19 protein-coding genes are annotated in these 25,922 nt (G+C 66.3%); 7 read left to right on the forward strand and 12 right to left on the reverse strand.

The features are described 5' to 3' along the window. Positions 1 to 109: 109 nt before the first annotated feature. Positions 110 to 1,045 carry a TatD family hydrolase gene (locus tag AC5RU3_RS12170; protein ID WP_493965712.1) on the reverse strand — a complete coding sequence of 312 codons (936 nt, stop codon included), beginning with the start codon at positions 1,043 to 1,045 and terminating at the stop codon, positions 110 to 112. Between the two features lie 186 nt (positions 1,046 to 1,231). On the opposite strand from AC5RU3_RS12170, the gene AC5RU3_RS12175 reads away from it, so the two are divergent. From AC5RU3_RS12175 to AC5RU3_RS12185, 3 genes are read left to right on the forward strand one after another with little or no spacing between them, the layout of a single operon-like run. Beyond that, positions 1,232 to 2,275: an AAA family ATPase gene (locus AC5RU3_RS12175; RefSeq protein WP_493965713.1), complete on the forward strand. Its 1,044-nt coding sequence runs from the start codon at positions 1,232 to 1,234 to the stop codon at positions 2,273 to 2,275. Positions 2,276 to 2,279: 4 nt separating this feature from the next. Beyond that, positions 2,280 to 3,761, forward strand: a complete 1,482-nt coding sequence (locus AC5RU3_RS12180) for a DUF58 domain-containing protein (protein WP_493965714.1) — start codon at positions 2,280 to 2,282, stop codon at positions 3,759 to 3,761. Continuing rightward, positions 3,758 to 6,130: a transglutaminase TgpA family protein gene (locus tag AC5RU3_RS12185; protein ID WP_493965715.1), complete on the forward strand. Its 2,373-nt coding sequence runs from the start codon at positions 3,758 to 3,760 to the stop codon at positions 6,128 to 6,130. The genes AC5RU3_RS12180 and AC5RU3_RS12185 overlap by 4 nt, the downstream gene beginning before the upstream one ends. 124 nt (positions 6,131 to 6,254) lie before the next feature. On the opposite strand, the gene AC5RU3_RS12190 is transcribed toward AC5RU3_RS12185, so the two are convergent. Both AC5RU3_RS12190 and rsmI read right to left on the reverse strand, forming a co-directional pair. Continuing rightward, positions 6,255 to 7,736 (reverse strand): NAD-dependent succinate-semialdehyde dehydrogenase, encoded by a 1,482-nt coding sequence (locus AC5RU3_RS12190; RefSeq protein WP_493965716.1) that lies wholly within the window; start codon positions 7,734 to 7,736, stop codon positions 6,255 to 6,257. A 188-nt stretch (positions 7,737 to 7,924) separates the two neighbouring features. Next, positions 7,925 to 8,782, reverse strand: coding sequence for a 16S rRNA (cytidine(1402)-2'-O)-methyltransferase (rsmI, locus tag AC5RU3_RS12195; protein ID WP_309070509.1), 858 nt, complete (start codon positions 8,780 to 8,782; stop codon positions 7,925 to 7,927). A gap of 185 nt (positions 8,783 to 8,967) precedes the next feature. Between rsmI and AC5RU3_RS12200 the strand changes: the two genes are divergently transcribed. Together AC5RU3_RS12200 and AC5RU3_RS12205 are read left to right on the forward strand one after the other, a co-directional pair. Further along, on the forward strand, positions 8,968 to 10,650 hold the full coding sequence (locus tag AC5RU3_RS12200) for a dolichyl-phosphate-mannose--protein mannosyltransferase (RefSeq protein WP_493965717.1): 1,683 nt from the start codon (positions 8,968 to 8,970) through the stop codon (positions 10,648 to 10,650). A 41-nt stretch (positions 10,651 to 10,691) separates the two neighbouring features. Continuing rightward, entirely contained in the window at positions 10,692 to 12,482 is a 1,791-nt protein-coding gene (locus tag AC5RU3_RS12205; protein WP_493965718.1) for an AMP-dependent synthetase/ligase, read from the forward strand. A gap of 4 nt (positions 12,483 to 12,486) precedes the next feature. Here the strand turns inward: AC5RU3_RS12205 and AC5RU3_RS12210 are convergent, their stop codons facing one another. Together AC5RU3_RS12210 and AC5RU3_RS12215 are read right to left on the reverse strand one after the other, a co-directional pair. Then, positions 12,487 to 13,659, reverse strand: coding sequence for a TIGR01906 family membrane protein (locus tag AC5RU3_RS12210; protein WP_493965719.1), 1,173 nt, complete (start codon positions 13,657 to 13,659; stop codon positions 12,487 to 12,489). Positions 13,660 to 13,743: 84 nt separating this feature from the next. Further along, positions 13,744 to 14,736: a stage II sporulation protein M gene (locus tag AC5RU3_RS12215; RefSeq protein ID WP_493965720.1), complete on the reverse strand. Its 993-nt coding sequence runs from the start codon at positions 14,734 to 14,736 to the stop codon at positions 13,744 to 13,746. Positions 14,737 to 14,809: 73 nt separating this feature from the next. On the opposite strand from AC5RU3_RS12215, the gene AC5RU3_RS12220 reads away from it, so the two are divergent. Next, positions 14,810 to 15,613 (forward strand): RDD family protein, encoded by an 804-nt coding sequence (locus AC5RU3_RS12220; protein ID WP_309070499.1) that lies wholly within the window; start codon positions 14,810 to 14,812, stop codon positions 15,611 to 15,613. 58 nt (positions 15,614 to 15,671) lie between these two features. Here AC5RU3_RS12220 and AC5RU3_RS12225 read toward each other — a convergent pair whose 3' ends face one another. The 4 genes from AC5RU3_RS12225 to AC5RU3_RS12240 form a co-directional block, all read right to left on the reverse strand. Beyond that, positions 15,672 to 16,961 carry a L,D-transpeptidase gene (locus tag AC5RU3_RS12225; protein WP_493965721.1) on the reverse strand — a complete coding sequence of 430 codons (1,290 nt, stop codon included), beginning with the start codon at positions 16,959 to 16,961 and terminating at the stop codon, positions 15,672 to 15,674. A 170-nt stretch (positions 16,962 to 17,131) separates the two neighbouring features. Next, positions 17,132 to 18,610, reverse strand: a complete 1,479-nt coding sequence (ahcY, locus tag AC5RU3_RS12230) for an adenosylhomocysteinase (protein WP_493965722.1) — start codon at positions 18,608 to 18,610, stop codon at positions 17,132 to 17,134. Next, a complete protein-coding gene (locus AC5RU3_RS12235; protein WP_309124378.1) occupies positions 18,607 to 18,849 on the reverse strand; it encodes a hypothetical protein in 243 nt (80 codons plus the stop codon). Before AC5RU3_RS12235 ends, ahcY begins: the two co-directional genes overlap by 4 nt. 151 nt (positions 18,850 to 19,000) lie before the next feature. Next, positions 19,001 to 19,384, reverse strand: coding sequence for a DUF3499 domain-containing protein (locus tag AC5RU3_RS12240; RefSeq protein ID WP_309070495.1), 384 nt, complete (start codon positions 19,382 to 19,384; stop codon positions 19,001 to 19,003). Positions 19,385 to 19,451: 67 nt separating this feature from the next. Between AC5RU3_RS12240 and AC5RU3_RS12245 the strand changes: the two genes are divergently transcribed. Further along, positions 19,452 to 19,940: a metallopeptidase family protein gene (locus AC5RU3_RS12245; RefSeq protein ID WP_309070494.1), complete on the forward strand. Its 489-nt coding sequence runs from the start codon at positions 19,452 to 19,454 to the stop codon at positions 19,938 to 19,940. 34 nt (positions 19,941 to 19,974) lie between these two features. Here AC5RU3_RS12245 and AC5RU3_RS12250 read toward each other — a convergent pair whose 3' ends face one another. The 3 genes from AC5RU3_RS12250 to AC5RU3_RS12260 are packed head-to-tail and all read right to left on the reverse strand — an operon-like array spanning position 19,975 to position 25,683. Continuing rightward, entirely contained in the window at positions 19,975 to 21,615 is a 1,641-nt protein-coding gene (locus AC5RU3_RS12250) for a DUF5719 family protein (RefSeq protein WP_493965723.1), read from the reverse strand. A gap of 1 nt (position 21,616) precedes the next feature. Next, positions 21,617 to 25,138 carry a glycosyltransferase family 2 protein gene (locus tag AC5RU3_RS12255; RefSeq protein WP_493966027.1) on the reverse strand — a complete coding sequence of 1,174 codons (3,522 nt, stop codon included), beginning with the start codon at positions 25,136 to 25,138 and terminating at the stop codon, positions 21,617 to 21,619. After that, complete coding sequence (locus AC5RU3_RS12260; protein ID WP_493965724.1) at positions 25,135 to 25,683, reverse strand: WhiB family transcriptional regulator; 549 nt, start codon at positions 25,681 to 25,683, stop codon at positions 25,135 to 25,137. The genes AC5RU3_RS12255 and AC5RU3_RS12260 overlap by 4 nt, the downstream gene beginning before the upstream one ends. Between the last annotated feature and the right edge of the window lie 239 nt (positions 25,684 to 25,922).

Below are 25,922 nucleotides of genomic sequence, written 5' to 3' on the forward strand. Positions count from 1 at the left end.
CAGCGGACAGCATTAGTCGAAAGCCTTCCCCGACCCCGGCTAATATCAGCCCACCGTAATCGAACTGTGATACAAGGGCAAGCTAGCAAAATGGCTTACTTGTCCCGCGTCACTCCCATTCCCCGTACGCACGCCGCGTGTTGGCGTTGACAGACCGGCAGAGTTCCTCCAAGTCAGAGCCAAGATGCTCCGCCATGAACCGGACCGTGTAGGGCACGGCATAGGTGGCATTCGGCTGCCCCCGGAAGGGGTGCGGTGTGAGGAACGGCGCATCGGTTTCGGTGAGGATCAGGGCCGGGTCGGCGATCTCCAGGGCATCGCGCAGACCGCGTGCGTTCTTGAAGGTGACGGTTCCGGAGAAGGACATGAACCAGCCGTTCTCGTTGCAGATCCGGGCAAGGTCGGCGTCGCCGGAAAAGCAATGGAAGATCACCCGGGCGGGAGGTTCCTCTGTGCGCAGGACCTTTACGACGTCGTCGTGCGCATCCCGGTCATGGATCTGCAGGGCAAGATCCAGGCGGCGGGCGATGTCCAGGTGCCGGCGGAAGGAGTACTCCTGCCGCTCGCGCCCGCCCTCGCCGGTGCGGAAGTAGTCCAGGCCGGTCTCGCCGATGGCGCGGATGCGCGGGTGCTGCGCGAGCTGCTCGATCTCGGCGAGCGCGTCCTCGAGGGCGCCGGCCTCGGCGAGCAGGGGCGCCTCGTTGGGATGGATCGCGACGGCGCCGAGCAGCCTCCGGTCCTGGTCCACCGCCTCGACGGTGAAGCGGGAGGACTCCAGGTCGGTGCCCACCTGCACCGCGAAGCCGACGCCGACGGCCTCCGCCGCATCCATCGCGTCGGCGATGCTCACGGCAACCTGGCCGTCGCGGAAATCGAGGTGCGTGTGGTTGTCCATCACGGGGTACGGAAGCGGCTCCGGCGCCGGCGGGTACTCCAGTTTCCGGCTGCGGCCGCCCGCCTCGGGAGCGCGTGACCGGCCGGTGGGCGAGTCTTCCGCCGTCGTCTCTTCGGGCCGGTACTGAACGGGGATCGAACTGGTGCACATAGTCCAACCCTAGACTTTTCTTGCAGTCTGCCCGGATCCGCGCTGGCGAGCGGAACTTTCCGCCACGAACCTCAGTTGTCCTAGTAGTCTTGAGCTAGTTAGCAACCGTTGCCCCGCACGTGTTCCACTGACGTTTCCCACACCGTCGTGGTTTGGCGTTCCCGGCAGCGTTTCCGGAAGGTATCCATGGACGCCCACAATCAGTACGCCACCCCCAACGGCAGCACGGCGCCCAGTGCGGATACTGTTCGTCCGCCCATGACAGGCGAGATGTTCCACGACACCAGCGCGCGCATCCTGAAGTCCATCAACACGGTCATCGACGGCAAGCCCGACGCCGCCCGGCTGGCCTTGACGGTCCTGCTCGCCGAAGGTCACCTGCTGCTGGAGGACGTACCGGGCGTCGGCAAGACCATGCTCGCCAAGACCCTCGCCCGGACCATTGACTGCAGCGTCAACCGGATCCAGTTCACCCCGGACCTGCTGCCCTCGGACGTCACCGGCGTCTCCATCTATAACCAGGACTCCCACCGGTTCGAGTTCCGGCGCGGTCCGGTGTTCGCGAACATCGTCATCGGTGACGAGATCAACCGTGCCTCCGCCAAGACCCAGTCCGCGCTGCTCGAGTGCATGGAGGAACACCAGGTCACGGTGGACGGTTCGTCCTACCGCCTCTCCGAACCGTTCATGGTGATTGCCACCCAGAACCCGATCGAGATGGAGGGCACCTACCCGCTGCCCGAAGCCCAGCGCGACCGCTTCATGGCCCGCATCTCCATGGGCTACCCGGACATGAGCTCGGAAATGGACATGCTCGAGACCCACCAGTCGGTCTCACCGCTGCGCTCCATCCAGCCGGTCGCCGGCGTCGAGGACGTCGCAGCGATGATCCGCCAGGTCCGGCAGGTGTACGTCTCCCCCGCGGTGAAGGAGTACACGGTCGGCATCGGGCATGCCACCCGGCAGCACCCGCAGCTCCGTCTCGGTGCGAGCCCCCGCGGCCTGCTGCAGATGCTGCGAGCGGCGAAGGCCGGTGCGGCCCTCGAAGGCCGCGACTTCGTCCTGCCCGACGACGTCAGCTCCGTCGCCGAATCCGTCCTCGCCCACCGGCTCATCCTGGACCGGAAGGCACTCAGCTCCGGCGAGACGCCGTCGTCGATCATCTCCGGCATCCTCGCGCGGGTGCCGGTGGCACGCGACGCGGCGAGCGCCTCCTCCCGAAACGGCTGAGCACATGGGACTGGTCGAACGGCTACCGCGCATCCTGACCGCGAGGGGATGGGGACTGGCCGCGGCCGGTGTCCTTTCACTCCTGCTGGCCCAGTTCCTCGGCCGTCGGGACCTCTTGTACTTAGGCCTCCTGCTGGTCCTACTGCCCTTGGTGTCCGTGCTGGTGCTGCGACTGGTCAAGCCGAGTTTCACGGTGCACCGCACCTTCGCGCCGCAGAGCATGGAGACAGGGTTCACCACCACGGTGACGCTGTCCGTAGCCTCCGACGGTCCGCTGGGCGGCTCCGTGGTGATGCGCGAACAGCTTCCGCAGCGCTTCGGCGACGCCCCCGAGTTCCACTTCCCCGCCCGCCACCCCACCCCGAGCGGGGTGAGCCTGTATGAGTACCGGCTGCGGTCGGCCGCGAGGGGCGTGTACGACGTCGGCCCCGTCACCGCCGGCTTCACCGACCCCTTCGGCCTGGGCATTTCCCGGCACACGCTCGGCGGGACGGACCGGCTGGTGGTCACCCCCAGCCCGCTGGAGCTGCCGCACTCGCCGCTCACCGGGGTCCGGGGCACGGACGGCAACGCTGTCACCCGCCGGAATGCGAATCCCAGCGACGACGACGTCATGACCCGCGAATACCGCCACGGCGATCCCATGCGCCGGGTGCACTGGGCTGCGACCGCCCGGCACAACGAACTCATGGTGCGGCAGGAAGAATCTGTCACCACCCCCGAAGCCACCCTGATCCTCGATCAGCGGCAGGCCAGTTACGGGTCCGGTTTCCTCTCGGCGTTCGGCGGCGATCCCGAGACCGACTCGGGCATGCTCTCCTCCCCCACCTTCGAGTGGGCCGTGGTCGGTGCCGTGTCGATCGCGGCGCACCTGCTGGAACGCGGCTATTCGCTCCGGTTCGTCGACGAAACAGGAGCGCCTGCACTGCGACGCTCGGTGTCCGCGCCATGGCCCGACGACGAGGAATTCTCAGGCCAGGGCGGGCTGCATAACATCGCCCAGGGGCTCGCGGCCCTCGAACTGCTGCCTGATCCGACGAAGCGTTCGGCAGCGTCGCAGAAGCGGGCGTCCGGCGCCCCCGGCTGGTCCGGTTCCCACGCGGTGCGGCGTCCGGGCAGCGGCGGCCCTTCCGCCACCGTCCTACCCTTCGGTGACCCGATGCTGGACAAGCTGGCCGGCCTGAAGAACCGCGGACCGCTGATCGCGCTGCTCGGTGCGATCAGTGAGGCTGAGGCCCGCGACCTCGGACCCGCAGCGGAGTACGGCTCGCAGTCCTTCGCCGTCCTCGTCAGTGAACGGCCGCGGGACCTGCACGCAGTGATGGACGTTCTGCGCGGCGCCGGCTGGCATGTTGTCGCCGTAACACCGAACGCTTCGCTTCCCACGGCCTGGGCGCACTTCGATACGCCGCCTGCCACGGTGACTTCCTCCACTGCGAAGACCACAATCAAGACCGGCCCACTCGGCACAGGAGCACGGGCATGACAGCCACTCTTTCCCGCCCCGCCCCCAGCGGACAGGCGCAACGCCTCCTACCCAACCGGCAGGAGGCTCCGCGCCGAACGCACTGGCACCTCCTGATCAGCGCTGCCTCCTTCGCGGCCGTCATGCTGACCTCGCTGAGCCTGTCAGGAGTGATCTTCGGTTGGACCTGGTTCACGCCCGTCATGGTGACGGTGGGAACGGTGCTGTTCTTCATGGCGTTGTCCCGCTGGTCCCGGCTGCCGGGGTACTTCGCTCCCCTCGTGGGTGTTGTTGCGCTGGCGGGGTCCCTGATCTGGCAGTTCTTCCCCGGGCAGAGCACGCTCGGTTTCTTCCCGGGCGAGGGTTTCGTCGGCCGGCTGTCAGTGCTGTTGGGTCATGCGGAGAACACTGTGGTGTCGCAGGTGGCGCCCGTCCTGCCAACCGGAGGACTCTTCCTCGTGGTGTGCGCCGGCATCGGAATCATCGCCATCCTCGTCGACACGCTCGCCAATACGCTCCGGATGCCGGCCACCAGCGGACTGGCGCTGCTGGCAATCCTGGTGGTCCCCGCCGTCGTACGCATCAACAGCGTGGGTGTCCCGTCCTTCGTCGCCGCGGTGGCTGGATATCTGTTGCTGCTCGGGACCGCCCACTGGCTAGAGGCACGGCAGGACTCAGCGTCCTCCGGCGAGCTGTCCGGTGCGCATCTGTCGCGGGGTCTGACGATCGGTGCGCTGGCACTGGGCATCGCTGTCGTCCTTCCGCTGGCCATCCCGGGCTTCAATTCGGGTGTGTTCCCGCAGGGAGCGCGGGTGAACCTGTGGGGTACCGCGACGGGGTTGAATCCCATCGTCACACTGGGCAATGACCTGCGTAATCCCAATGGTTTCGGACGGATCGAGTACGCCACGACGGCTGAGGAGCCGCTGTACCTGCGGTCGGTGACGCTGGAGGACTTCAGCGGGCAGCGCTGGGAGCCGGATCAGCGGCTCGGTCAGCGCGTAGCCGGTGTCGAGGAGATGGCCGGTGACGGCCAGCCTCCCGGCGAGACGGTGCTGACGCGAATCGACACTGAAAGTTTCACCAGCCCCTGGCTGCTGGCACCGTACGCTCCAGTCTCCATCAACGGACTGAACGGGCGGTGGGCCTACGACCCGGGGAACCTCAGCATCCTCGCGATCGACGGCGGCTCCACCGCGGACCAGGACTACCTTGTGGAAAGCACCGAACCCGTGCTGACGAGGGAGCGGCTGCAGGCGATCCCGGCAGCCAATCCGGAGGCGGTGCCCGAACAGTTCCTCGCCCTGCCCGGTTCGCTGCCGGGCATCATCCGGGACACGACGGCGTCGGTGGTGGAGGGCATTTCCAACCCGTATAGCCAGGCGATCGCCATCCAGAGTTACCTCCGCGGGCCGTCCTTCGTGTACTCGGTCGATGCGCCCGTGGACGGCGGCTATGACGGCAACAGCCTCGATGTCATGGCCCGGTTCCTCGAATCCAAGTCCGGGTACTGCGTGCACTACGCCGGAACTATGGCCGTGATGGCGAGGCTCGCGGGCATCCCCAGCCGGGTCGCCGTCGGTTACTCCCCCGGTACGCCCACCGGCGAGCAGTTCCTTAGCCCGGACGGCGTTGAGTTCACCGAGTACTCCGTGAATTCCAAGGACGCCCACGCGTGGCCCGAACTGTATTTCGAGGGCGTGGGGTGGGTGCAGTTCGAGCCGACGCCGTCCCGCGGTGTGGTGCCGGACTACGCGCTCTCGTCCCTGTCGCCGGTGAGCCCGTCGATCGACAACGACAGCTTGAACCCTGGTGTCGGCCCGGTTCCCCCGTCCACGGCAACCCCCTCTCCTGAAGCGGAGGAGGCGGAAACCGCCGACGCGGCGCGGGAAAGCTCGGAGCGGAGCTCAACCCTCGGCGTCGTGCTTGCCCTGCTGCTCGTGGTGCTTGCGCTGACGCCGATGGCGTGGCGGGTGCTGCGGACGCGGCGCCGTCGTCGTTCTGTCACTGCCAACACGGGCGGAGTGGGAGCCGCAACGATGGCATGGGCGGAGACGGTCGAGGTGGCGGCCGATTACGGGCTCGCCCCGTTGCCGACGGACACGCCGCGGACGTTCGAGCAGCGGCTTCGGGAACGCGGCCGGTTCGACGACGCCGCCGCGGGTGCCATCTTCCGGCTGCGGCGCTCCTACGAGGAAGAGGAGTACGCGGAGTTCGCCGGTGCGGACATCCGGGCCGCCAACGGTTGGGATGATGTTCAGGCGGTGACCGAGGCGCTGCGCCGGTCGGCGTCGCTGCCGGCACGGGTCCGCGCGCGGCTGTGGCCGAAGTCGCTGTGGCAGCCGTTCGGGGCCCAGCGCAGCGAGGATCTGGTTTCCGCGTCCTCGTAGTTCGGGTGCTGGGCTTCCGCGGTCCGGTTTCCCCACCTTCTGGCGGCCCTGACGGCGTGTCGGTTGGGACACGCCGTCGTTCTGGGCGGCGTCGAAGCAGAAGGTGGGAAATCCGGAACAGCGCCTAGCTGGCGGTCGGGTCGGCGATGCCGACGTACTGGGTGTAGAGGTACTCCTCGATCCCCTCGTAACCGCCCTCGCGTCCCAGGCCCGACTGCTTCACGCCGCCGAACGGTGCCGCCGCATTGGAGATGACGCCGGCATTGAGGCCCAGCATGCCGGTGTCGAGCCGCTCGCCCATCCGGAGGCCGCGGTTCAGGTCGCGGGTGAAAACGTATGCCACGAGTCCGTACTCGGTGTTGTTGGCGAGCCGGACGGCGTCGTCCTCGTTCGAGAAGGTGACAATCGGCGCTACCGGGCCGAAGATCTCCTCCTGCAGGATGCGGGACTTCGACGGAACGTCCGCGAGCACCGTCGCAGGGTAGAAGTAGCCGGGGCCGTCGAGGGGTTCACCGCCGGAGAGGAGCCGCGCGCCGTCGTCGACCGCGTCCTTCACGAGGGAATGCACGCTGTCGCGGCTCTTGCCGTCAATCAGCGGGCCCAGCTTGGAGCTGTCTTCGGTGCCGCGGCCCGGGGTGACGCCCTTCATGCGGGCAGCAAGCTTCTCGGCGAACTCCGCGGCGACGGACTCGTGCACGATGAAGCGGTTGGCAGCGGTGCAGGCCTCGCCCATGTTGCGGAGCTTTGCGGCCATGGCGCCGTCGACGGCCTTGTCGAGGTCAGCGTCCTCGAAGACCAGGAACGGGGCGTTGCCGCCAAGCTCCATCGAGGTGCGCAGGACGTTCTCGGAAGCGTCCGCGAGCAGGCGGCGGCCGACCGGCGTCGAACCCGTAAAGGAGAGCTTGCGGAGGCGGCTGTCCTTGATGAGAGGCCCGGTGACCGCTCCGGCACTGGTGGTGCTGACGATGTTCAGGACACCCTTGGGAAGGCCGGCCTCCTCGAGGACCTTCGCGAACAGCAGCGAGGTCAGCGGGGTGAGGTTGGCGGGCTTGAGCACCATGGTGCAGCCGGCGGCGACGGCGGGAGCGATCTTCCGTGTTGCCATGGCCAGCGGGAAGTTCCACGGGGTGATCAGCAGGCACGGGCCGACGGGCTTCTTGTTGACGAGGATGCGCGACTTGCCGTCGGGAGCCGTGGAGTATCGGCCGGACATGCGGACGGCTTCCTCGGAGAACCAGCGGAGGAACTCGGCGCCGTAGATGACCTCGCCGCGGGCCTCGGCCAGGGGCTTGCCCATTTCCATGGTCATGAGGAGCGCGAAGTCGTCGGCGCGTTCAGTCACCAGCTCGAAGGCGCGGCGCAGGATCTCGCCGCGTTCGCGCGGCGCCGTTTTCGCCCATTCGTCCTGTGCGGCGACTGCGGCGTCGAGTGCGGCCTTGCCGTCTTCAGGGCTGGCGTCGGCGATGCTGAGGAGTGTCTTGCCGGTAGCCGGGTCTTCGACGTCGAAGGTCTTCCCGTTCGACGCGTCGCGCCACTCGCCGCCGATGAGCAGGCCGGTGGGGACCGAGGACAGAAGGTCTTGTTCGCGCTGGGCGGTGATAGTCATCCGGGGAGCCTTTACGGTCGTCGATTCGCTCAACTGAAGTCGGCTCTCAGTCAGCTCTGAATCGGTTGTGTGTCAGGGCTCTCACGCTAGCCCTGCGTTTCGGGCCATGTCCATACAAACCTGCACCACGAAAGCGGTGATCCACTGTGACGTTGCACAGTCGGTCCCCTGCCCGGATTGCGGCCGGCTCAGGTCCTGGCAGCCACCACTGCCGCGTACAGCTCCCGCTTGCTGACCCGCGCGTCCTCGGCGACGGCGGCGACGGCCTCCTTGAGGCGCAGCCCCTGGCTCATGAGCTCATTGACCGCACCGACATGGTCGACGGGGGCGGTCGGTTGGTCTGCCGGTGCACCACCGACGACGACGGCGATCTCCCCCCGGATCTCGTTCCCTTCCGCCCACTCAAGGAGCTGACGGAGCGGTCCGCGGATCACTTCCTCGTAACGCTTGGTGAGTTCTCGGGTGACGCAGGCGGGCCGGTCCTGACCGAACTCCTGGTGCAGTGCCCGGATCATGACCTCGAGGCGGTGCGGTGCTTCAAAGAAGACCATGGTGCGGCGTTCGGTGCGAAGTTCAGCCAATCGTGCTGCCCGTTCCCCGGCTTTCCGGGGCAGGAACCCCTCGAAGCAGAAACGGTCGGTGGGAAGTCCGGAGAGCGCCAGTGCGGTCAGGACGGCGGACGGACCCGGAGCAACGGTGACCTGGATGCCGCGCTCAGCTGCGGCTTCGACCAGACGGAATCCCGGGTCGGAGACGGAGGGCATGCCGGCGTCAGTCACGAGCAGCAGGGTTGCGCCCGCAGCGACAAGGTCGAGCAGTTCGGGGGTACGGGACGCTTCATTGTGCTCGTGGTAGCTGAGGGTCCTGCCGCGTGGTGTTACCTCGAGCGAGCGGATGAGCCGCTGCAGGCGCCGGGTGTCCTCGGCGGCGATGATGTCTGCGGTCTCCAGGAGTGACACCAGCCGGAACGTCGCGTCCCCCATGTTGCCGATCGGGGTCGCGGCCAGCACAATGCTGCCGTTGCCCGGTGTGAGGGCTTCGGGCAGGAGGGGCTGCGGGAGATCAACCTCGTCGTCTGCCTCCGCGTCTGCTACAGGATCTGACTCGTGGTCAGCCTCCGTGAGGTTCGCGTCCTCCGGGAGGGGGCGGGCGCCGTCGTCGTTCGTTTCCTCAGTCACTGGTTCAGCCTAGTTGGTTAAGGCCCGTCGTTGATGGGGCGCAGCGTTCAGGGATGCGCAGCGTTCATGGCCCGCACCGAACTGTCAGGGGCGCTCGGTACGATGATGCGGTGAGCCAAACCACCACCGCTGCCGCCCCCCGCGAGGGGTATGAGCGGCAGTGGGTCGTTTCGGCGCGTACGGCTTTTTCGGAACGGGTTCTGCGCAGGCGGCTCCTCGGCGAGCAGGTGCGGTTCGGCCTGTGGGGCTGGCTGCTGCCGGTGCTGGTGGCGCTGATCGGCGGAGTGCTGCGGTTCGTCCGGCTGGGTGAACCGGACACCTTGGTTTTCGACGAAACGTACTACGTCAAAGACGCCTACTCGTTCCTGCTGTCCGGGTATGAGCGTGAGTGGCCCGAGGAAGCGGACGAGTCGTTCAATGCCGGCAATCCCGGGGTGATTTTGGAGACCCCGGACTACGTGGTGCATCCGCCGGTCGGCAAGTGGATGATCGCCGTCGGGATGGCGTTGTTCGGTCCGTCGAATCCCTTCGGCTGGCGGTTTTCCGCGGCGGTGGTGGGAACGCTGTCGATCCTCATCCTTGCCCTGGTGGCGCAGCGGTTGTTCGGATCTCTTGTGCTGGGGGCTATCGCAGGGCTCCTGATGGCTGTGGACGGGCAGCACCTGGTGCATTCGCGCACCTCGCTGCTCGACGTGTTCCTGATGTTCTGGGTGCTCGTTGCCTTCGCTCTGCTGGTGTTGGACAGGGATTGGGCGCGGCGGCGATTGGCGTTACTCATGGCCGGCTATGCGCGCGAACGGGGTCAGCCCACCCGCGAACAACTGCTGTACGGGCCGTGGCTGGGGCTTCGACCGTGGCGGATCGCCGCGGGTGTGGCGCTCGGGCTGGCGCTCGGCACCAAGTGGTCGGCGCTTCCCTTCATTGCGGTCTTCGGGCTCATGACCGTGCTGTGGGATATGTCCGCCCGGCGCGCAGTGGGCATCCGGCGCTGGGGGGTCGGCGCCGTCGTGCGGGATGGACTTCAGGCCTTCGCGTCCATTGTGCCGCTGGGGCTGCTCGTCTATCTGGCCACCTGGACGGGCTGGTTCCTGTCCTCCGACGCCTATGACCGGCAGTGGGCCGCCGAAAATCCGGACCCGCTGTGGGATTGGGTGCCTGCTCCCCTGCGCTCCCTCGCCGAGTATCACCGCAGCGCGTATAGCTTCCACGAGGGGTTGAGCAGCGAGCACCCGTATGAGGCCACCGCCTGGTCCTGGCTGTTCGTCGGAAGGCCCACGAACTTCCACTACGAGTCCGACGGGCTGAGTTGCGGCGCCTCGGACTGTTCACAGTCGGTGCTCATGCTGGGCAACCCCGTCATCTGGTGGGCCGGCGCCCTGTCGCTCGTCGTGGTGCTGCTGTTCTGGATCGGCCGGCGTGACTGGCGGGCCGGAGCCATCCTGGCTGGCATCGCGGGCGGATACCTGCCCTGGTTCCTCTTCCCGGACCGCACCATGTTCTACTTCTACGCCATCGCCTTCGCGCCGTTCCTCATCCTCTCGCTGACGTACGTCCTCGGACTCGTGCTGGGCGGACCCGGTGACAGTCCCTGGCGGCGACGGAGCGGTATTGTGCTCGTGGGAGGATTCGTTGTGCTTGCGGTCCTGGTCGCCGCGTACTTCCTGCCCATCTGGACTGCCGAAACCATCCCCTACGACTCCTGGCGTCTGCGGATGTGGATGCCGAGCTGGATCTGACACGGCGCCAGTCGCCTCCGAGGGAAAGTGAGCTGCACCCTATGCGTGAATCCTCCACCGAACTCATGGTCGACCTTCCGGCAGACTTCAACGTCACCGACCTGCTCCTCGCACAGCACCAGCGGGCGCCTCAGGCTCCGCTCTATGCGGTGAAGTCGGATGGCTCCTGGAACGACGTCAGTACCGAGTGCTTCCTCGATCAGGTGCGCGCCCTCGCCAAGGGCATGATCGCGCGGGGTGTGCAACCCGGCGACTCGGTCGCGGTCATGTCGAAGACGCGCTACGAGTGGACTCTGGCCGACTTCGCCATCTGGTTCACCGGCGCCGTCACCGTTCCCATCTACGAGACCTCCTCGGCACACCAGGTGAGCTGGATCCTTGAGGACTCTGCCGCCGTCGTCGTCCTCGTCGAAAACGAGGAGAAGGCGGCCACAGTGCGCCAGGCCGCGCCTGACGCGCAGCTGATCCTCATGAACTACGACGACGGCGCATCCTCCTTCGCCACGCTGATCTCCGCGGGCGAGTCCGTGAGCGACGAGGAGCTCGAGTCAGCGCGGTCAAGCCGGACCTTGGAGGATGTGGCGTCGCTGGTATACACGTCGGGAACAACAGGGCACCCCAAGGGGTGCGAGATCACGCACGCCAACTTCGCCTTGTTCGCGGTCAACACGGTCGAGTTCCTGCCCGAATTGCTGAAGCAGGAGAACGCGCGGACCATCATGTTCCTCCCGCTGGCCCATGTGCTGGCGCGGGCGGTGCAATTGGTCTGTGTGGCCGGTGGGGTGAAGCTTGGGCATACGTCGAATGCGACCGAACTGCTGGAGGATCTTGCAGCGTACAAGCCCACGTTCCTGCTGGTGGTGCCGCGCATCTTCGAAAAGATCTACAGCACGGCAGCGCAGAAGGCGGAGGCTGCCGGCAAGGGCAAGCTGTTCCGCGCTGCCGATGCCACCGCGGTTGCATACTCGCGTGCTCTTGATGCTGGGGCGCAGGGCGGACGCGGCCCGTCGCTGCTGTTGCGGGCGCGCCATGCCCTCTTTGACCGGGTGCTGTATCCGAAGCTGAGGGCGGTCTTCGGCGGTGAAGTGGTGCACACGGTTTCCGGTGCTTCGCCGCTGAGCGAGCACCTGGCTCACTTCTTCCGCGGTGCCGGAATCAACGTCCTGGAGGGTTACGGGCTTACTGAGAGCACAGCGCCCTGTACAACGAACACCGTGGGGCTTTCCCGCGTCGGATCGGTGGGTATTCCGATGCCGGGAACTACGCTTCGGATCGATGACCAGGGCGAGGTCCAGGTCAACGGCGTCGGGGTGTTCAAGGGCTATCACAACAACCCTTCCGCCAACGCCGAGGCGTTCACCGAGGACGGATTCTTCCGCACAGGCGACCTCGGCACCCTGGACGAGGACGGCTTCCTGCACATCACGGGCCGGAAGAAGGATCTCCTGGTGACGGCGGGAGGCAAGAACGTCGCACCCGGCCCGCTCGAGGAGAAGCTGCGCGAGCATCCGCTCGTGGCGCATGCCCTCGTGGTGGGCGACAACAGGCCCTTCGTAGCTGCGCTGGTGACGCTCGATCCCGAGGCCGTGCAGAACTGGGCCGCAGCCAACGGTCACAGCACGCCGGTGCCGGAGGCGGCGCTGCGTGCCGAGCTTCAGACGGCCGTCGATTCGACGAACGAATTGGTTTCCCGGGCCGAGCAGATCCGGAAGTTCACCATTCTCGACGCCGAATTCTCAGTCGACTCCGGGCACCTCACTCCGACTCTGAAGCTGAAGAAGGCAGCCGTGCTCAAGGAGTATTCAACCGCCGTGGAGAAGCTGTACTCCTGAAGAGTCAGACGCCGCCCGCCGCTCGGCGCCTTGCGTACGCGTTCGCCGACTTCTCGCGACGCGCCCTGGTGGGCCAGGTCAGCACCAGTGTCAACACCGAGCCAAGCAGCACAATTGCGCCGACAACCGCAGCGGCGTCAATCCAAAACTGGGCAGGGAAGAGTCGAATGAGGGTGTCGTCGAGGCGGAAGGTCCAGGTGCCGTCGGCGAAGAAGAGCGCATGCACTTGGGTGAAAAAGGTTTCCCATGCCAGCACACCCGCCACTGCGAGGACTACGGCCAGCACAAGGGTCGCAACCGCACCAGAGAACAGAGCCCGCCGGATTCCTCCGGGGTAGCGGCGAGCCAGATAGACGCAGGCCGCAATGGCAAGGATGGCGAGGACGGTTGCAACGACAAAGCCAGTAGAGAGCACAGCCTTCACGTCAGCCATATGACCGACTTCGCTGTCGAGGAACAGCTGGTCGCCGTCGGTGTTGACGAGGTTTCCCAGGTAGCGGGCGGGCGCCCAGTTCAGGATGTAATCCATCGTGTACGAGCCGTATGTCATCCTGTCCTCAGTGCTGAACCCGTAGCTGTCAGCGGGGAAACCTGGGCGGTGATACTCGGCCCACAGGAACAGCGGCGTGGTGACCGCGCGAACAGCTGCTCCGAGAAGAATCACTGGGAAGAATACGGCGACAACGACCTGCATCACGCGGGGAAGGACGGGCTTGGCGGCCGCGGCCTCGTCGCGCTGGCTCGCCCGGCGGGTGACGTCTTCCTCGGGCGGGCGGATGGTGAGGGCGGAAGTGTCCGGGGCAGGATCGTCGTCGGTTTCCCGGGCGCCCTCTGATACGTGAGCGCTGGCGTCGGCGTCGGCGTCGGTGTCGGTGACACCCTTCCCCGTGACGGGTATTGCGGCGATCTGCTGGGTAGCCGGGGTCGAGGGGTCGTCCGTGGCGGGTACCGCCGCAACGGGCTCATGGTGGGGCTCCTCGGATCCCCACTCGGACGTTCCGCTGCTGATCGGCTCGCTGTAGGCCGATACATCGGGGAGAGTGCTGGCCTTCCGCATGGGGAAGCCGCTTTCGCGAAGGCGGGTTGAACCCCCGCCGGGCACGTCCGAACGCAGTGCAGCGCGACGCTCGCTGCCTGCCGGTCCGCTCGTGTTTTGGTTCTCGACTTTGTCAGCCACGACTGTCTCCTTGGATGGAATTCCTATCTACGACAGTACCCGCGCGGTCCGGGAGCGGCGTTGTGGGGCACGCCGTCGGAGGTTCTAGGCCGTCAGGACGGACGCCCCCTGGTCCTCCTCAGTGAGGTCGCCGGTATACCCGGCCCGAACGGCACGCCTTCCGAGCACCAGTGTGTACACCCAGTACAGCGCGAAAACCAGGAAGCCGATGCCGATCCGCAACCACACAGGCAAAGGGCTCGGCGTCACGAAACCCTCCACCAGGCCGGAAATGAACAGCACCAGAACCAGTCCGAGGGCAACGGTGATCAGTGCTCGGCCTTCCTCGGCAAGCGCCTGCGATCGGGTCCGGGCACCGGGCGAAACCCACGCCCAGAAGATGCGGAGTCCGGCTGCCGTCGCAATGAAGATTGCGGTCAGCTCCATGAAGCCGTGCGGCAAGATGTAGGTGAAGAACACATCGAGCTTGTCGTAGGACGCCATCATCCCTCCGGCAATCCCGACCCCCTGAGCATTCTGATACAGAATGAACGGGCCCCAGAAGCCGGTGATTCCGAACGCCACCGCCTGTACCGCGATCCACGCGTTATTGGTCCACACCAGACCGGCAAAAGACGCGGCGGGGTTCTCCGAGTAGTAGTCGACGAAGTCCTCCTCGACGTACCGCCGAATCTCCTCATCACTACCCAGCGCCGCGATCACGCCGGGCGTGTTGGCAACCCACGCCCCGTACAGCCAGCCAACCGCCACAAACACCACGCCGACGACGACGGTCAGCCATCGGATCCGGTAGAAGGCCGCCGGCAGCGAGATCACGAAGAACCGCGCTATATCCTCGAGCACGTTCGACCGGGCGCCGGTGAACCTGGTCCGGGCCCGCGACAACCGCATCGACAACTCGTTGGACAGCGCACTCTCCGGCGCGATGGATCGGATCATCGACAGATGGGTCGACGCACGCTGATACAAGTCGAGCAGCTCATCCGCCTCGCGACCACTCAGCCGACGCTGCCGGGTCAGCGAATCCAGCCGGTTCCAGTCTGCGCGGTTAACTTCCTCGAATGCGTCCAGATCCACCCGATCAGCTTAGCCCCCGGGGAGTACGGCCATCGGGCGGCTAAGCTGAAATCATCCAAGGGGAGGACAGTCCATGAGCTCGGTCATCACAGGCGAAGCGGTCGTTCTTGAGCTGCGCCCGGCATCGTTCGGCGCGCGCGCCGTGAGCCTGATGATCGACCTGCTCGCACAATTCCTGGTGATCATCGGCGTCATCGTTGCGGTCGGGAACACGTTCGGCGGGTCATTCGACGCCGCGCTCACCCAGGCGCTCGTACTGGTGCTGGTGGTGCTGGTCCTGGTGGTCATCCCGGTCACGGTGGAGACGGTGACCAGAGGCAAGTCACTCGGTCGCCTGGTCATGGGCCTGCGGATAGTGCGCGACGACGGCGGTTCCATCCGCTTCCGGCACGCCTTCATCCGCGGGATGCTGGCTGTCCTCGAAATCTACTTCCTGGTGGGCTCGCTCGCGTTCCTGGTGGCCGTATTCAACGAGCGTTCCAAACGGCTCGGCGACCTCCTCGCGGGCACCTATTCAATGCATGAGCGCGTCGTGGTCAAGACACGCACCCGTGCTGTACTGCCGCCGTCGTTGCAGGACTGGATCAGGACCGCCGACGTCGCCCAACTGCCGGACGCACTGACCCGCCGCATTTCGCAGTTCATCGGACAGGCAACGCGGCTCACTCCTCCGGCGCGCGCTGCCCTCGCCGTCGAACTCGCCAGCGAAGCGTCAGCGTTCGTCTTCCCAGCCCCGCCGGCCGGCACGCTGCCCGAAGATTTCCTGAACGCGGTCGTCTCCGAACGGCGCGACCGTGACTACGCCCGGATGACGAAGCAGCGCGAACGCACATCACGTACCGCCGAGCAGCTCCACAAGTTGCCGTTCAGCTCCTGAGGACGGCATACAGCTCCCGAGGCTTCGCCGGACAGACCGACCGGGAGCGCCGAAGAAATCAGGCCTGCTGCGCGGTCCAGTCCGACCAGGACACATTCCAGTCCCCGAAACCGTCCCACACCTGGACGGGACCGGTGTCGGTGTTGCGGATCTCCAGCATGTCCCCGGGACCGAAGGTGTCGTAGAAGTACTTGGCACCCTCAGGGCTCATGCCGACACAACCGTGGGACACGTTCGCAACGCCCAGCACCGACTGCGCCGCAGGTAGCGCCTCGTGAACAAACGCACCGCCGTTCGACAGGCGGCTCGCCCAGTTCACATCGGTAGCCTCGTAGTAGGCCGGGTCGCCCGGCTTCAAACCAATGGATTCTGCTGAGAACCTCGTCTGCTCGTACTGCTCCATCACGGTGTACAGGCCGTAGAAGGAGGGCCATTCCTCGGTGCCGAGCGTTACGGGGAAGGTCCGTTCCAGCTTGCCGTCGATGAAGACCTGCATCTCCTTCGTGGCGTTGTCCACCACGGCCAGCCGGTTGTTGTGGGTCTTGAACGAATAGGTGTCGTTGAAGTTGCCGATCATCCCGTTGCCGAAGTCGACACCAAACAACTGCATGTCGACGGTGATGGTGCTATGCGGCTTCCAGTACTCCTCTGCGCGGTAGCGGACCTCGGTGTCGTTCAGCCAGTAGAACGCACCTTCCTGGCCGGACGTGCTGGTGATGGTGATGGCCTTCTCGACCTCGTCCTTGTTGACCACGGGCTCGCTGAACGTGATCTCAATGGCTTGACCGGTACCCACGGTGGAACCGGGAGCCGGGTACATCCAGGCATTCGCCTCGTTCTCGGGCTGGACGGTCGTGAAGGTCTGCTCCTGGCGGTGCTCCGTGCCCGCACTGTCGACGAGCACGAACTCGAACAAGTACTCGGTCGCAAAGGCGAGCGGACCGTCAGCCTTCCAGGAGGATCCGTCCTCCGAAACTGTTCCGGCAACAGGCTCGCCGCCGCCCACCGGCGCCAGCACCACGTCCTTGACTGCGGCCTTTTTCGCCTGGATCTCCGGCAGGGTGGCCGGGTTCACCGCTGCAGCGCCATCCGTCGGTGTCACGCCGAAGGTGAATTCCTCGGCGTCGGGTGCTTCGGATTCTTCAGCGTCCGGCTCATCATCTTGAACCTTGTCGGCAGGAGCGGACGACGACGGCGCTGCCGCCGGCTCGTCCCCGAAGTTGGCCCAGCTCGGCGCGGTGATGGCACCGACTGCGCCGCCGCCGACCACGAGCAGCCCAGCAACAATGAGCGCGCCGATCTTCCAGCCTCGCCGTCGTTGCTGGTTGTCCTCGGAGAAGTTCGACATGCTTCTATACCCTGCCTGCTAGTTGCTGTCCAGATGCGATTTTACGCGCGCGCCGCCGGGCAGCCTGCAACGGACACACATCGGTCCGGTTACAATTTCACGCCGGGACGAGCGTGCCCCGCTGCGGGTTTCGGGCTACCTGCGACCCGCCCGCAAGGAGCGCTCCCCCTCTAGTACCGGTAGTGATCCGGCTTGTACGGTCCGGCCACATCGATGTCCAGGTACTCGGCCTGGCTCTTCGACAGCTCGGTCAGCTCAACGCCCAGGGCGTCGAGGTGCAGCCGTGCAACCTTCTCATCGAGGATCTTGGGCAGCACGTACACCTGGTTGCTGTACTCCGGCGACCCGTCTTCGCGCGTCTGCCCATGCTTGGTGAACAGCTCGATCTGGGCAATGGTCTGGTTCGCGAACGAGTTGCTCATCACAAACGACGGATGACCGGTGGCGTTACCGAGGTTCAGCAGACGGCCCTCGGACAGCATGATGATGCTGCGCTGCCGGTCCGTCCCGTGATCGAACACCCATTCGTGGACCTGCGGCTTGATCTCGACCTTTTTGATGCCCGGGATCCGGGCCAGACCGGCGATGTCGATCTCGTTGTCGAAGTGACCGATGTTGCCGACGATGGCCTGATGCTTCATGCCCTCCATGTGGTGCGCCATGATGACGTCCTTGTTGCCCGTGGTGGTGATGAAGATGTCACCCTGGGCGAGCACCGACTCGAGCTTGGCCACCTGGTAGCCGTCCATGACAGCCTGCAGGGCACAGATCGGATCGATTTCGGTGACGATGACGCGCGCACCCTGGCCGCGGAGGGCTTCTGCCGCGCCCTTTCCGACGTCCCCATAACCGCAGACGACGGCGACCTTGCCGCCGATGAGTACATCGGTTGCGCGGTTCAAGCCATCGGGCAGCGAGTGGCGGATGCCGTACTTGTTATCGAACTTCGACTTCGTCACCGAGTCGTTGACGTTGATGGCCGGGAAGAGAAGTTTGCCCTGCTCCGCCAGCTGGTACAGGCGGTGGACACCGGTGGTGGTTTCCTCGGTGACACCCTGGATCGACGCCGCGATCCGCGTCCAGCGCTGGGGGTCCTCGGCCAGCGAGGAACGCAATACATCGAGAACCACGGTGTATTCGTGTGAGTAGTCGACGTCGTCCTCGGTAGGCGCCTCGGGTACGGCTCCAGCGGCCTCGAACTCGGCGCCCTTGTGCACCAGCAGCGTGGCATCGCCGCCGTCGTCGAGGATCATGTTGGGCTCACCGTCGGGCCACTGCAGGATCCGGGTGGTGGCCCACCAGTATTCCTCGAGGGTCTCGTTCTTCCAGGCGAATACCGGCACGCCGGCCGGCTCCTCTACCGTTCCACGCCCGACGACGATGGCCGCCGCCGCTTCATCCTGCGTGGAGAAGATGTTGCAGGAGGCCCACCGGACCTCCGCTCCGAGCGCCGTGAGGGTCTCGATCAGGACCGCAGTCTGCACCGTCATGTGCAGGGAACCCGCAATACGCGTCCCCTTGAGCGGTTGGCTCTCTCCGAACTCGCGCCGCAGTGCCATGAGGCCGGGCATCTCGTGCTCGGCGAGGCGGATCTGGTGGCGGCCCGCTTCGGCCAGGGAGAGGTCAGCGACCTTGAAGTCAAATGTCATTTTGTTGAAGATTCCTCTGCAGTGGTGGAAGCGGCGGTCGGGTTGGCAGCGGGAGCAGTCTCCGCTGTCCTCAGTTCAGGGCGAAGCAGCACGGGGATCAACTCGTCGATCGGGTACTCCACGAAACTGCCGGTGGGGTCGGGTGCGGACGAGCGCAGTACCTCGCCTTCCTGCACCAGTGCGGATCCAGTGACGGGGCACCGAAGGATGGCCAACAGATCAGAGGCGATATTGGGCAACGTGGTGCAGCCTTTCAAGGATTCCGGGTGCAGCGTTCGTGCCGGCTGCAACAGCCGGGACACGTTGGTGCGGTGTTACAAGGGTATCGCGCAGCGCGGGCGCGATGAGAATCCTGTGGATGGTGCCGGAGAGCAGGAGCAGGAGCAGAGATTAGCGGTCGCGGAGCATCCGCAGATGGCCGCGGCGTATTCCCGTTTCTCCGGGCGGAGGCGTCAGCGGCGACTTCGGCCCGTGCGGGGCGGCCGGCTCGGGCGCACTGCGGTCAACCGCAGCTTCCCGAACCGCGTTGGCCAGCGCCAACAGGTCATCGGGATTGGGCTCCGGCGGGCCGGACGGCATAGCGAGCCGGACTACTTCCCAGCCAAGAGGAACCGTGAGTTTTTCAGCATGTGGAGCGCAAAGATCGTAGGAGTGGGGCTCCGCGTAGGTTGCGAGCGGACCCAGCACCGCGGTGGAATCGGCATACACGTAGGTGAGCGTTGCCACAGCAGCACGCTGGCACGCTGAACGCGAACATTGCCTGATCGATCCCACGACTGATTAGCCTACCGTGTCCCGTCGCCGTGATGCAGCAGGCACGGGTTCGGACTAGAGTTTCCCCATGCGGGATAGCTCTCTTTCGATTCGCCTGGCTGTACCGGAAGGGCCGGTTGGCCGCCAGTCCCGGTTCGCCGGCAGGCGGCGCGACCGCCACGGCAGAGGCTTGCGCGGCGATCTCATTCCGTCCCACCTGCCCGGCGCCCGGACCCGCTCCGAACGGTTCGAAGACTGGGTCATGGAGTCAGCCCAACGCCTGGAGAGGCTATGGGGCGACAAGATCCAGGACGTTCAGATCATCGTCCAGGAGATCCCGGACGGTTTGGAGCAACTCGCTCCCGCAGCAGTACGGGGTTTGCTCGGCTCGTCGAAGCCCGCAGCGGCGAAGCGACCGGCCACCATCACTGTGTACCGGCATCCCATCGAGATGACGGCCAAGGGCTACATGCCCACCAACGAGCTCGTCCACGACGTAATTGTGGAGCAGATGGCCGAACTGCTGGGCATGGCCCCCGAGGCGGTTGACCCCGCCTACGGGCGGTCACGGGCCTAAGTCACGGCCTGAGTTACCGGCCTGAAGGAACCGGTCAGAAGCCGATATCCACGGCGACACTCTGCTGGCCTGAGCTGCCCGCCGGGATGGGGGCTACAGATATGCCGGGAGTGTCGCCGTCGAGCGTTGCTACCTGGGCACCGTACGCCGGGTCTCCCGAGGCGCCGATCAGGGCCGCTGCCGTCCCCTTGCCGAGGTCAGCGGCAGGCACCGTGACCGTGGTGCCGCCGGCGACGTCGAACACCAACTCCTTGCCGAACGCCCCGTCAGCATTGACCGGCGTGAGCCGGACCTCCGCCCGGCCGGACGGTGCACTGAAGACGAACGCCGAGCCCGCGCCGGTCGGCAGGACCGAGACATGCTGGCTGCCCAGCCGCACGGCCGAGGGAACGAGTGCCAGATCCAGCGGTTCCTTCGGCTCCGAACCACGGGAGACCCGCGCCGATGCAGAGATCAGGACGTCCGAACTGATGACCGCTGAATAGTCGCCCTCGGGCAGCGAATCGAGCGGAATTGCGGTCACCGCGCCGGCGGTCGCGGTGACGACTCCCCCACCGGGTAGTTCCACTTCGCCGCTGGGACCGAAGACCCGCACGTCCAGCACGGCATCCGTGCCACCCGGGACCGCAACCTGCAGCGACGGCGCAGCACCGGCGTAGCCTTCCTGCGCGGTAATCGCATCCATCTCATCGGGCACCTGAATGCGGATGCCCGGAACAACTTGCGAGGCAGCACTGGGAGCCGAGGGCTGGATGAGTTCCACCCCGCCCGGAGTCAGCCCGCGCAGCACGCTCTGCTGAATGAACCCGCTGACCCGGCCGCCGGAACTCCGGACCCGGACGGCAACATTTTCCTCATTAGCGGCAAGCCCAGCGACCACGATTGACTCAGACTTCCCCGGAGCGATCAGGATCCCCCGGCCGCCGGGCGCATCGATAACGCCCTTGGAACCATACAAGTCAAGATTCACAGTGGCCGGCGACTGCGACGGGTTGTGCAGGTTCAGCACCGCTGCGGCACCGACAGTGGTGACGGCACCGACCAGCCAGAAGTCATTCGAGGGAACCTGGCAGTGCGCCACCGCCAGACCGGCGAGGTCACCGTCCGTTGCGGTGTAGGTGAATCCGGCGCCGGCGGTGGCGCGCTGCTCGCCAAGGGCCTGGGCGCGCATCACGGCTGCACCCTCAACCGATTGCCCTGCCGAGACACCGGCCACGCGGTTGGTGAGTCCGTCCTCATTGCTGACCTGGGGTTCGCCTCGTTCGGATTCGGGTACCTGCTCCGCGATGACGGCGAGCGGATCTCCACCCGAGAGCGGTGCGATTGCCGAGCCGGGGACCGTACCCCCGAGGTCACTGAGCGTCATGGCACTGACCCGATTGAGGGCAGTTTCCGACACCGGGCTGAAGTCGGGATCGCCGCCGTCCACGGTGCCTTCAAGCAACCGCAACGGCTCCGGACACACCGCCGAATACTCCCCCGCAGGGACCGCCGCGGTCGGCACCGGAAATGCTTCCGCGGCGCCGTCGATGTTCTGGACGATGCTCGCCCCCGCGAGGGCACCGGTAGCAGAAACCAGCACGACGCCGGCTGCGATCCCCGCTGCACCGCGCACCCAGGTGCCGCGTCGGTTGGCAGGCACGGCGGTCTTGCGGTCCTTGTGTGTCGCACTCATCTCAGGAGCCAGCCTTTCCGCTGCTCAGCGCCGATTCACGCGCAGGGTCTTCAGGATTACCAGCGTCCCTTGCGGCGTCATCACGGCTGTCCTGCGGGTGGCGATCAGCTCGCTCATCCTCAGCCGTTTCAGACGGAATCAGCGGTTCCGGCGCCGCCGCACGGCGACCGGTGGATACGGGTTCGCTTGCCGTACGCGCCCTGCCCTGCGGGATGTGGACGAAGCGCGGCCGGGCAGGCATCGGAACCGCAAGGAGGAGGGTCAGGCCGAACACGATTGCCTGGGCAAGCCCCGACCAGGGTTCCCACGGCGTGACGTAGTGAACCTGCAGCTGCCCTCCGGCAGCCGGCAGAGCATAGGCCTGGTTCCACTCCGACGGTGCCTGTTCCAGCCGCTCGCCGTTGAGCGTCGCTTCCCAGCCGGGCGCGGACCGCTCGGCGAGCACCAGCAGGCGCCCCTCAGGGCCGGACGGGACTTCCGCAGACGCCGTGGTTGCATCCGAGTTGACCACGGACAGCGTGGTGCCGGACTCGTCCACGATGCGCAGGCGTCCCACCTGTGCAGCGCCGGTGGATTCACCCGAGGGCGCCATCTCGACCCGCCACAGCCACCCTGACTCGGTATTGCCTACCGACACCAGGCCGGGGACGGAATCAATCTGGCTAGCGAGCACTTCCGCGGCCGAATCGGACTGTTGCAGCACCACGAAGCCGACTCCAAGCCGCCGCAGTTCCTCGCGGGGATCCACCCCGGTGCCGGCCACCAGGGTGGCGACGGTCCGGCGGATGTCGGCTGCGGCGTCGTCGTCCTCGCGTAGTTGCGCGTCAAACAGCGAGCCATGGAGCTGGCGGGCTGCGTAGATCTGGGAAAGGGAGTCGAGGGTGGTGCCGCTGCCGCGCATCAGGGACGCGCTGACGTTGTTGTCACCATCGATCTTCATGACCAGGGTCGAACTGCGCTGCCCGTCGGTGCCGCGGTCAGCCGCGGTAGCGGGGAGCGTACGGCTGGCGCTCGGCTGCACCATGGACTCCGTACCGAACCTGGTCGCCTCCACCGCCACATCCGGTGTTCGAAGCTGTGGAAGCAGCCAGACTGTAAGGCTCGTCACCGGGCCGAGGGCAAGCACCAACGCCGCAGCCGTGAACCATAACCGGGCGGCCCGGACAGACCGGGCGGAGCGCGTTGACCTGCCGGCACGCAGCCGCTGCAGCAGCCACTCGCCGCCGAGCAGGGCGGCCGCCAAAAGTGCCAGCGAAACAACAGAAACCCACGGACCGCTGAACGGCGGAATGAGCGTGGACGAACCGACCGCCGTCACCACAAACGAACTCCCCACACTGCCCAGCAGTGCCAGCACCGCCAGAGCCCACAGCACCCGCGCGGCTGCCCGCCGCTTGCCCGGCAGGAACAGCGCCGTCGCCGCAAGGAGCAGCACCGGCAGTCCGACAATCAGCGAGACCACCAGCGGCCAGGGTCCTTCGGACAGCTCAGGGAACGCGCCGAGAGTGCCGAACGCGGGGAACGCCAGCGGGTAGCCCAGCAGCTGCTGCCACAACGGTGCGGCGTCGAACGGAAGCGGTACTCCCGGGTCGCCGAGGATCCCCCACGGACGATCGAGGGTGGAGGCTGCGAACGGAACAAACAGGGCCAGCGGCGCCAGGAGTGACCACCACACTGTCTTGGCGCGGCGTCGCGCAACCAGTGTGATGGCCACCACCGCCAGGACGAAGAAGACCAGCAGCGACGGCGCGGCAGCAACGACGACGGCGAGCAGCAGGCCCGCTGCGGCCGCAGCCGTCCAGCTGGGAACACCGTTGATCCCCGGCTTCAGCATCAGCTGGAGCGAGCGTTGGCGCGCGCTGGAATCGGCGTCGTCGTTCTGTTGGGCGCCCGGCCGGCCGGGCGCCTGGCCCACGGCACGGATCAGCGCCAGTGCAACCAGCGGCAGCAGGATGTGCACCAGCAGCGCGCCGAGCCGGCCGCTACCGCCGGCCACCTGAAGCACCGGCAGGGAACCCCAGAAGAAGGCGCCCCACAGTCGAAGCGACCGGCTGCGCACGAAGGCGCCCGACCCGAACCACGCCGCGAGGCCCGCCAGAGGAGCGGCGCACACCATCACGAAGACGACGGCGGCGTTCCCGTTACCGAAACCCAGTACGGACAGCAACCACAACACGTAGCTGAAGGGATCGCCGTGGCCGGCTACACCTGCGCCGAGGTCGATCCACCAGCGTGAGCCGTTGGACCAGATTTCCGCGAGGTCGGGCGACAGCGGCAGGAGCGAACCCCCTGCGAGGGCGGGCGCCCCGACGAACTGGCGCAGCGCGACCAGTGACACGCCCAGCAGAACCAGGGACGCCGCGATCGGTCCCCAGCCGGCCCAGATCCGGGACGGCCCTTCCAGGGCGGCAAAGTCATCGTGTGCGTCGCCCGAGGGAACCTCGGCGGCGGTGCTCTGCGCGTAGGACTCGTCCTCGAGCCCCCGGGCCGAGAATGCCTCCACGACGGACTTCCGGTGGGACCATACCTCGCGGCGCTCGGTGCGCAGGGCGCGCACGACCGACCGCGGCAGGCGCCTGGTCCGGGCAGCGGAGCGCCGGGAACGGTACAGGTCGAATGGCTTCAACACCGCGGCGATACTCGCGGTGAGCTGCCCGACGCCGTAGCCCGGGTCCTTCGCCAATAAGCCGAGGATGAGCCGGGCGAACCCGCCAAGGACGGCGCCGACCGCGAGGAACGGCACCTTCCACAGCGTTGCGTGTTTCAGGCGGAGATACACCTCGGCTCGGCGCGCGGCACCAAGGGTGGCTGAATGGTTGGCGCGCGATCCGGCATGGCGCATGACTGCCTCCGGCACCACCACCACGCGGTGGCCGGCGAGGCGGTTACGCCAGCAGAAGTCGACGTCGTCGCCGGTTCCGGGCAGTGCGGAATCGAAGCCGCCCAGTTCGTCCCAGACGTCGCGGCGAATCAGCATGCCGGCCGAGTTGACCGCGAACATGTCGCTGCGGACGTCGTACTGGCCCTGGTCCAGTTCGTCTACGTCGATGAGAGTGAGGCGCTCGGCCCACCGGCTGATGGACAGGCCTACGTCAACAAGTTTTCGGCGGTGCTCCCACTCCACCTGCTTGGCGCCGGCGACCGTCACGGAAGGTGCGAGCTCCACCGCGCGCAGGAGTGCCTCCAGGGCGGTGGGCTCGGGAGCGGAGTCGTCATGCAGGAGCCAGATCCAGTCGTGAACCCCGCTGTCAGGGTCCGCACGGCGGCTGGGCGGAATCTCGGCCAGGCCGGTGCGCACTGCGGCACCGAAGCCGCTGCGGGCGGCCGCCCCCACTACGGGAGAACCCACCGGAAGTTGCAGTTGCAGAAGTGACGCCGATTCATCAGTTGAACCGGCGTCGACTCCTACGTGGAAATCCGGGGGTCGGGTCTGCTGACCGAGTGCTTTCAGCGTGCCGGGAAGATACTCGGCTCCGTTGTGGGCTACGACAACGGCTGTGACCCTTTGTTGCGGATGAATCAGACCGCTCGCTTTCGCAACCGGCGGCGCTCACGCTCGGAGAGACCGCCCCAGATACCGAAGCGCTCGTCATTCTCCAACGCGTACTCAAGGCACTGTGCCTTGACGTTGCACGCACCGCATACTTTTTTGGCGTCCCGTGTAGAGCCGCCCTTCTCAGGGAAGAACGCCTCGGGGTCGGTCTGCGCACACAGCGCGTCCGCCTGCCAGCCCAGTTCGCCTTCATCATCGAAGTCGGAACCGATGCCCGGAAGGCCTATCCACACTGCCTGCTCAACCCGTTCGGGAGCAGCGTGACGGCGAGGAGCGTCCTTGGGGTCTGCATCAAGGAAATCCTCGACGCCGGCGCCCTCGCTCAGTGCCTCATGTGCTGCAAGGAAGGCGGTTGCCTCATCTTCCAGAGACTGGGTCTGCTCCCTATACCTCTCAGCGGCACCCGGGTCTGCGGGATCGACATACCAGTCCTGCGGAACGCCGCGCGACCCGTAGCGCGCAGACGCCTGGGCCGCGATGGTCGTGCGGTCCTGAATGTGCTCTGCTTGCCCCATACCAGCCTCCCGGTGTTGCAGCTTCGGCCAGAAGCTAGTGTGGGAGATGCGCCTCCAGCAAGTCGCTGAGAAACCCCGAAATCCCGTCCGCCGAAGCAAATCCGATGACCTAATTACACGCGTGTAAGTCGCATCGAGTCAAGCGGCGAAGGAATCTTATAGAGTTAATTTCTTGGATCGGTGGCACGCCACGCGCATCGCGCCTCACAATTATGCAACTGAACCCGCAGGTCAGCACG

It is taken from the genome of Arthrobacter sp. MDB1-55 (assembly GCF_059092925.1).

What these genes read in the sequence shown, in the direction of transcription:
- AC5RU3_RS12205 (WP_493965718.1), top strand. Translation starts at nt 10,692, where the DNA reads ATGCGTGAATCCTCCACCGAACTCATGGTCGACCTTCCGGCAGACTTC.
- ahcY (WP_493965722.1), bottom strand. Translation starts at nt 18,610, where the DNA reads ATGACATTTGACTTCAAGGTCGCTGACCTCTCCCTGGCCGAAGCGGGC.
- AC5RU3_RS12200 (WP_493965717.1), top strand. Translation starts at nt 8,968, where the DNA reads ATGCGCAGCGTTCATGGCCCGCACCGAACTGTCAGGGGCGCTCGGTAC.
- AC5RU3_RS12260 (WP_493965724.1), bottom strand. Translation starts at nt 25,683, where the DNA reads ATGGGGCAAGCAGAGCACATTCAGGACCGCACGACCATCGCGGCCCAG.
- AC5RU3_RS12250 (WP_493965723.1), bottom strand. Translation starts at nt 21,615, where the DNA reads ATGAGTGCGACACACAAGGACCGCAAGACCGCCGTGCCTGCCAACCGA.
- AC5RU3_RS12185 (WP_493965715.1), top strand. Translation starts at nt 3,758, where the DNA reads ATGACAGCCACTCTTTCCCGCCCCGCCCCCAGCGGACAGGCGCAACGC.
- AC5RU3_RS12190 (WP_493965716.1), bottom strand. Translation starts at nt 7,736, where the DNA reads ATGACTATCACCGCCCAGCGCGAACAAGACCTTCTGTCCTCGGTCCCC.
- AC5RU3_RS12170 (WP_493965712.1), bottom strand. Translation starts at nt 1,045, where the DNA reads ATGTGCACCAGTTCGATCCCCGTTCAGTACCGGCCCGAAGAGACGACG.
- AC5RU3_RS12220 (WP_309070499.1), top strand. Translation starts at nt 14,810, where the DNA reads ATGAGCTCGGTCATCACAGGCGAAGCGGTCGTTCTTGAGCTGCGCCCG.
- AC5RU3_RS12175 (WP_493965713.1), top strand. Translation starts at nt 1,232, where the DNA reads ATGGACGCCCACAATCAGTACGCCACCCCCAACGGCAGCACGGCGCCC.
- AC5RU3_RS12180 (WP_493965714.1), top strand. Translation starts at nt 2,280, where the DNA reads ATGGGACTGGTCGAACGGCTACCGCGCATCCTGACCGCGAGGGGATGG.
- AC5RU3_RS12245 (WP_309070494.1), top strand. Translation starts at nt 19,452, where the DNA reads ATGCGGGATAGCTCTCTTTCGATTCGCCTGGCTGTACCGGAAGGGCCG.
- AC5RU3_RS12225 (WP_493965721.1), bottom strand. Translation starts at nt 16,961, where the DNA reads ATGTCGAACTTCTCCGAGGACAACCAGCAACGACGGCGAGGCTGGAAG.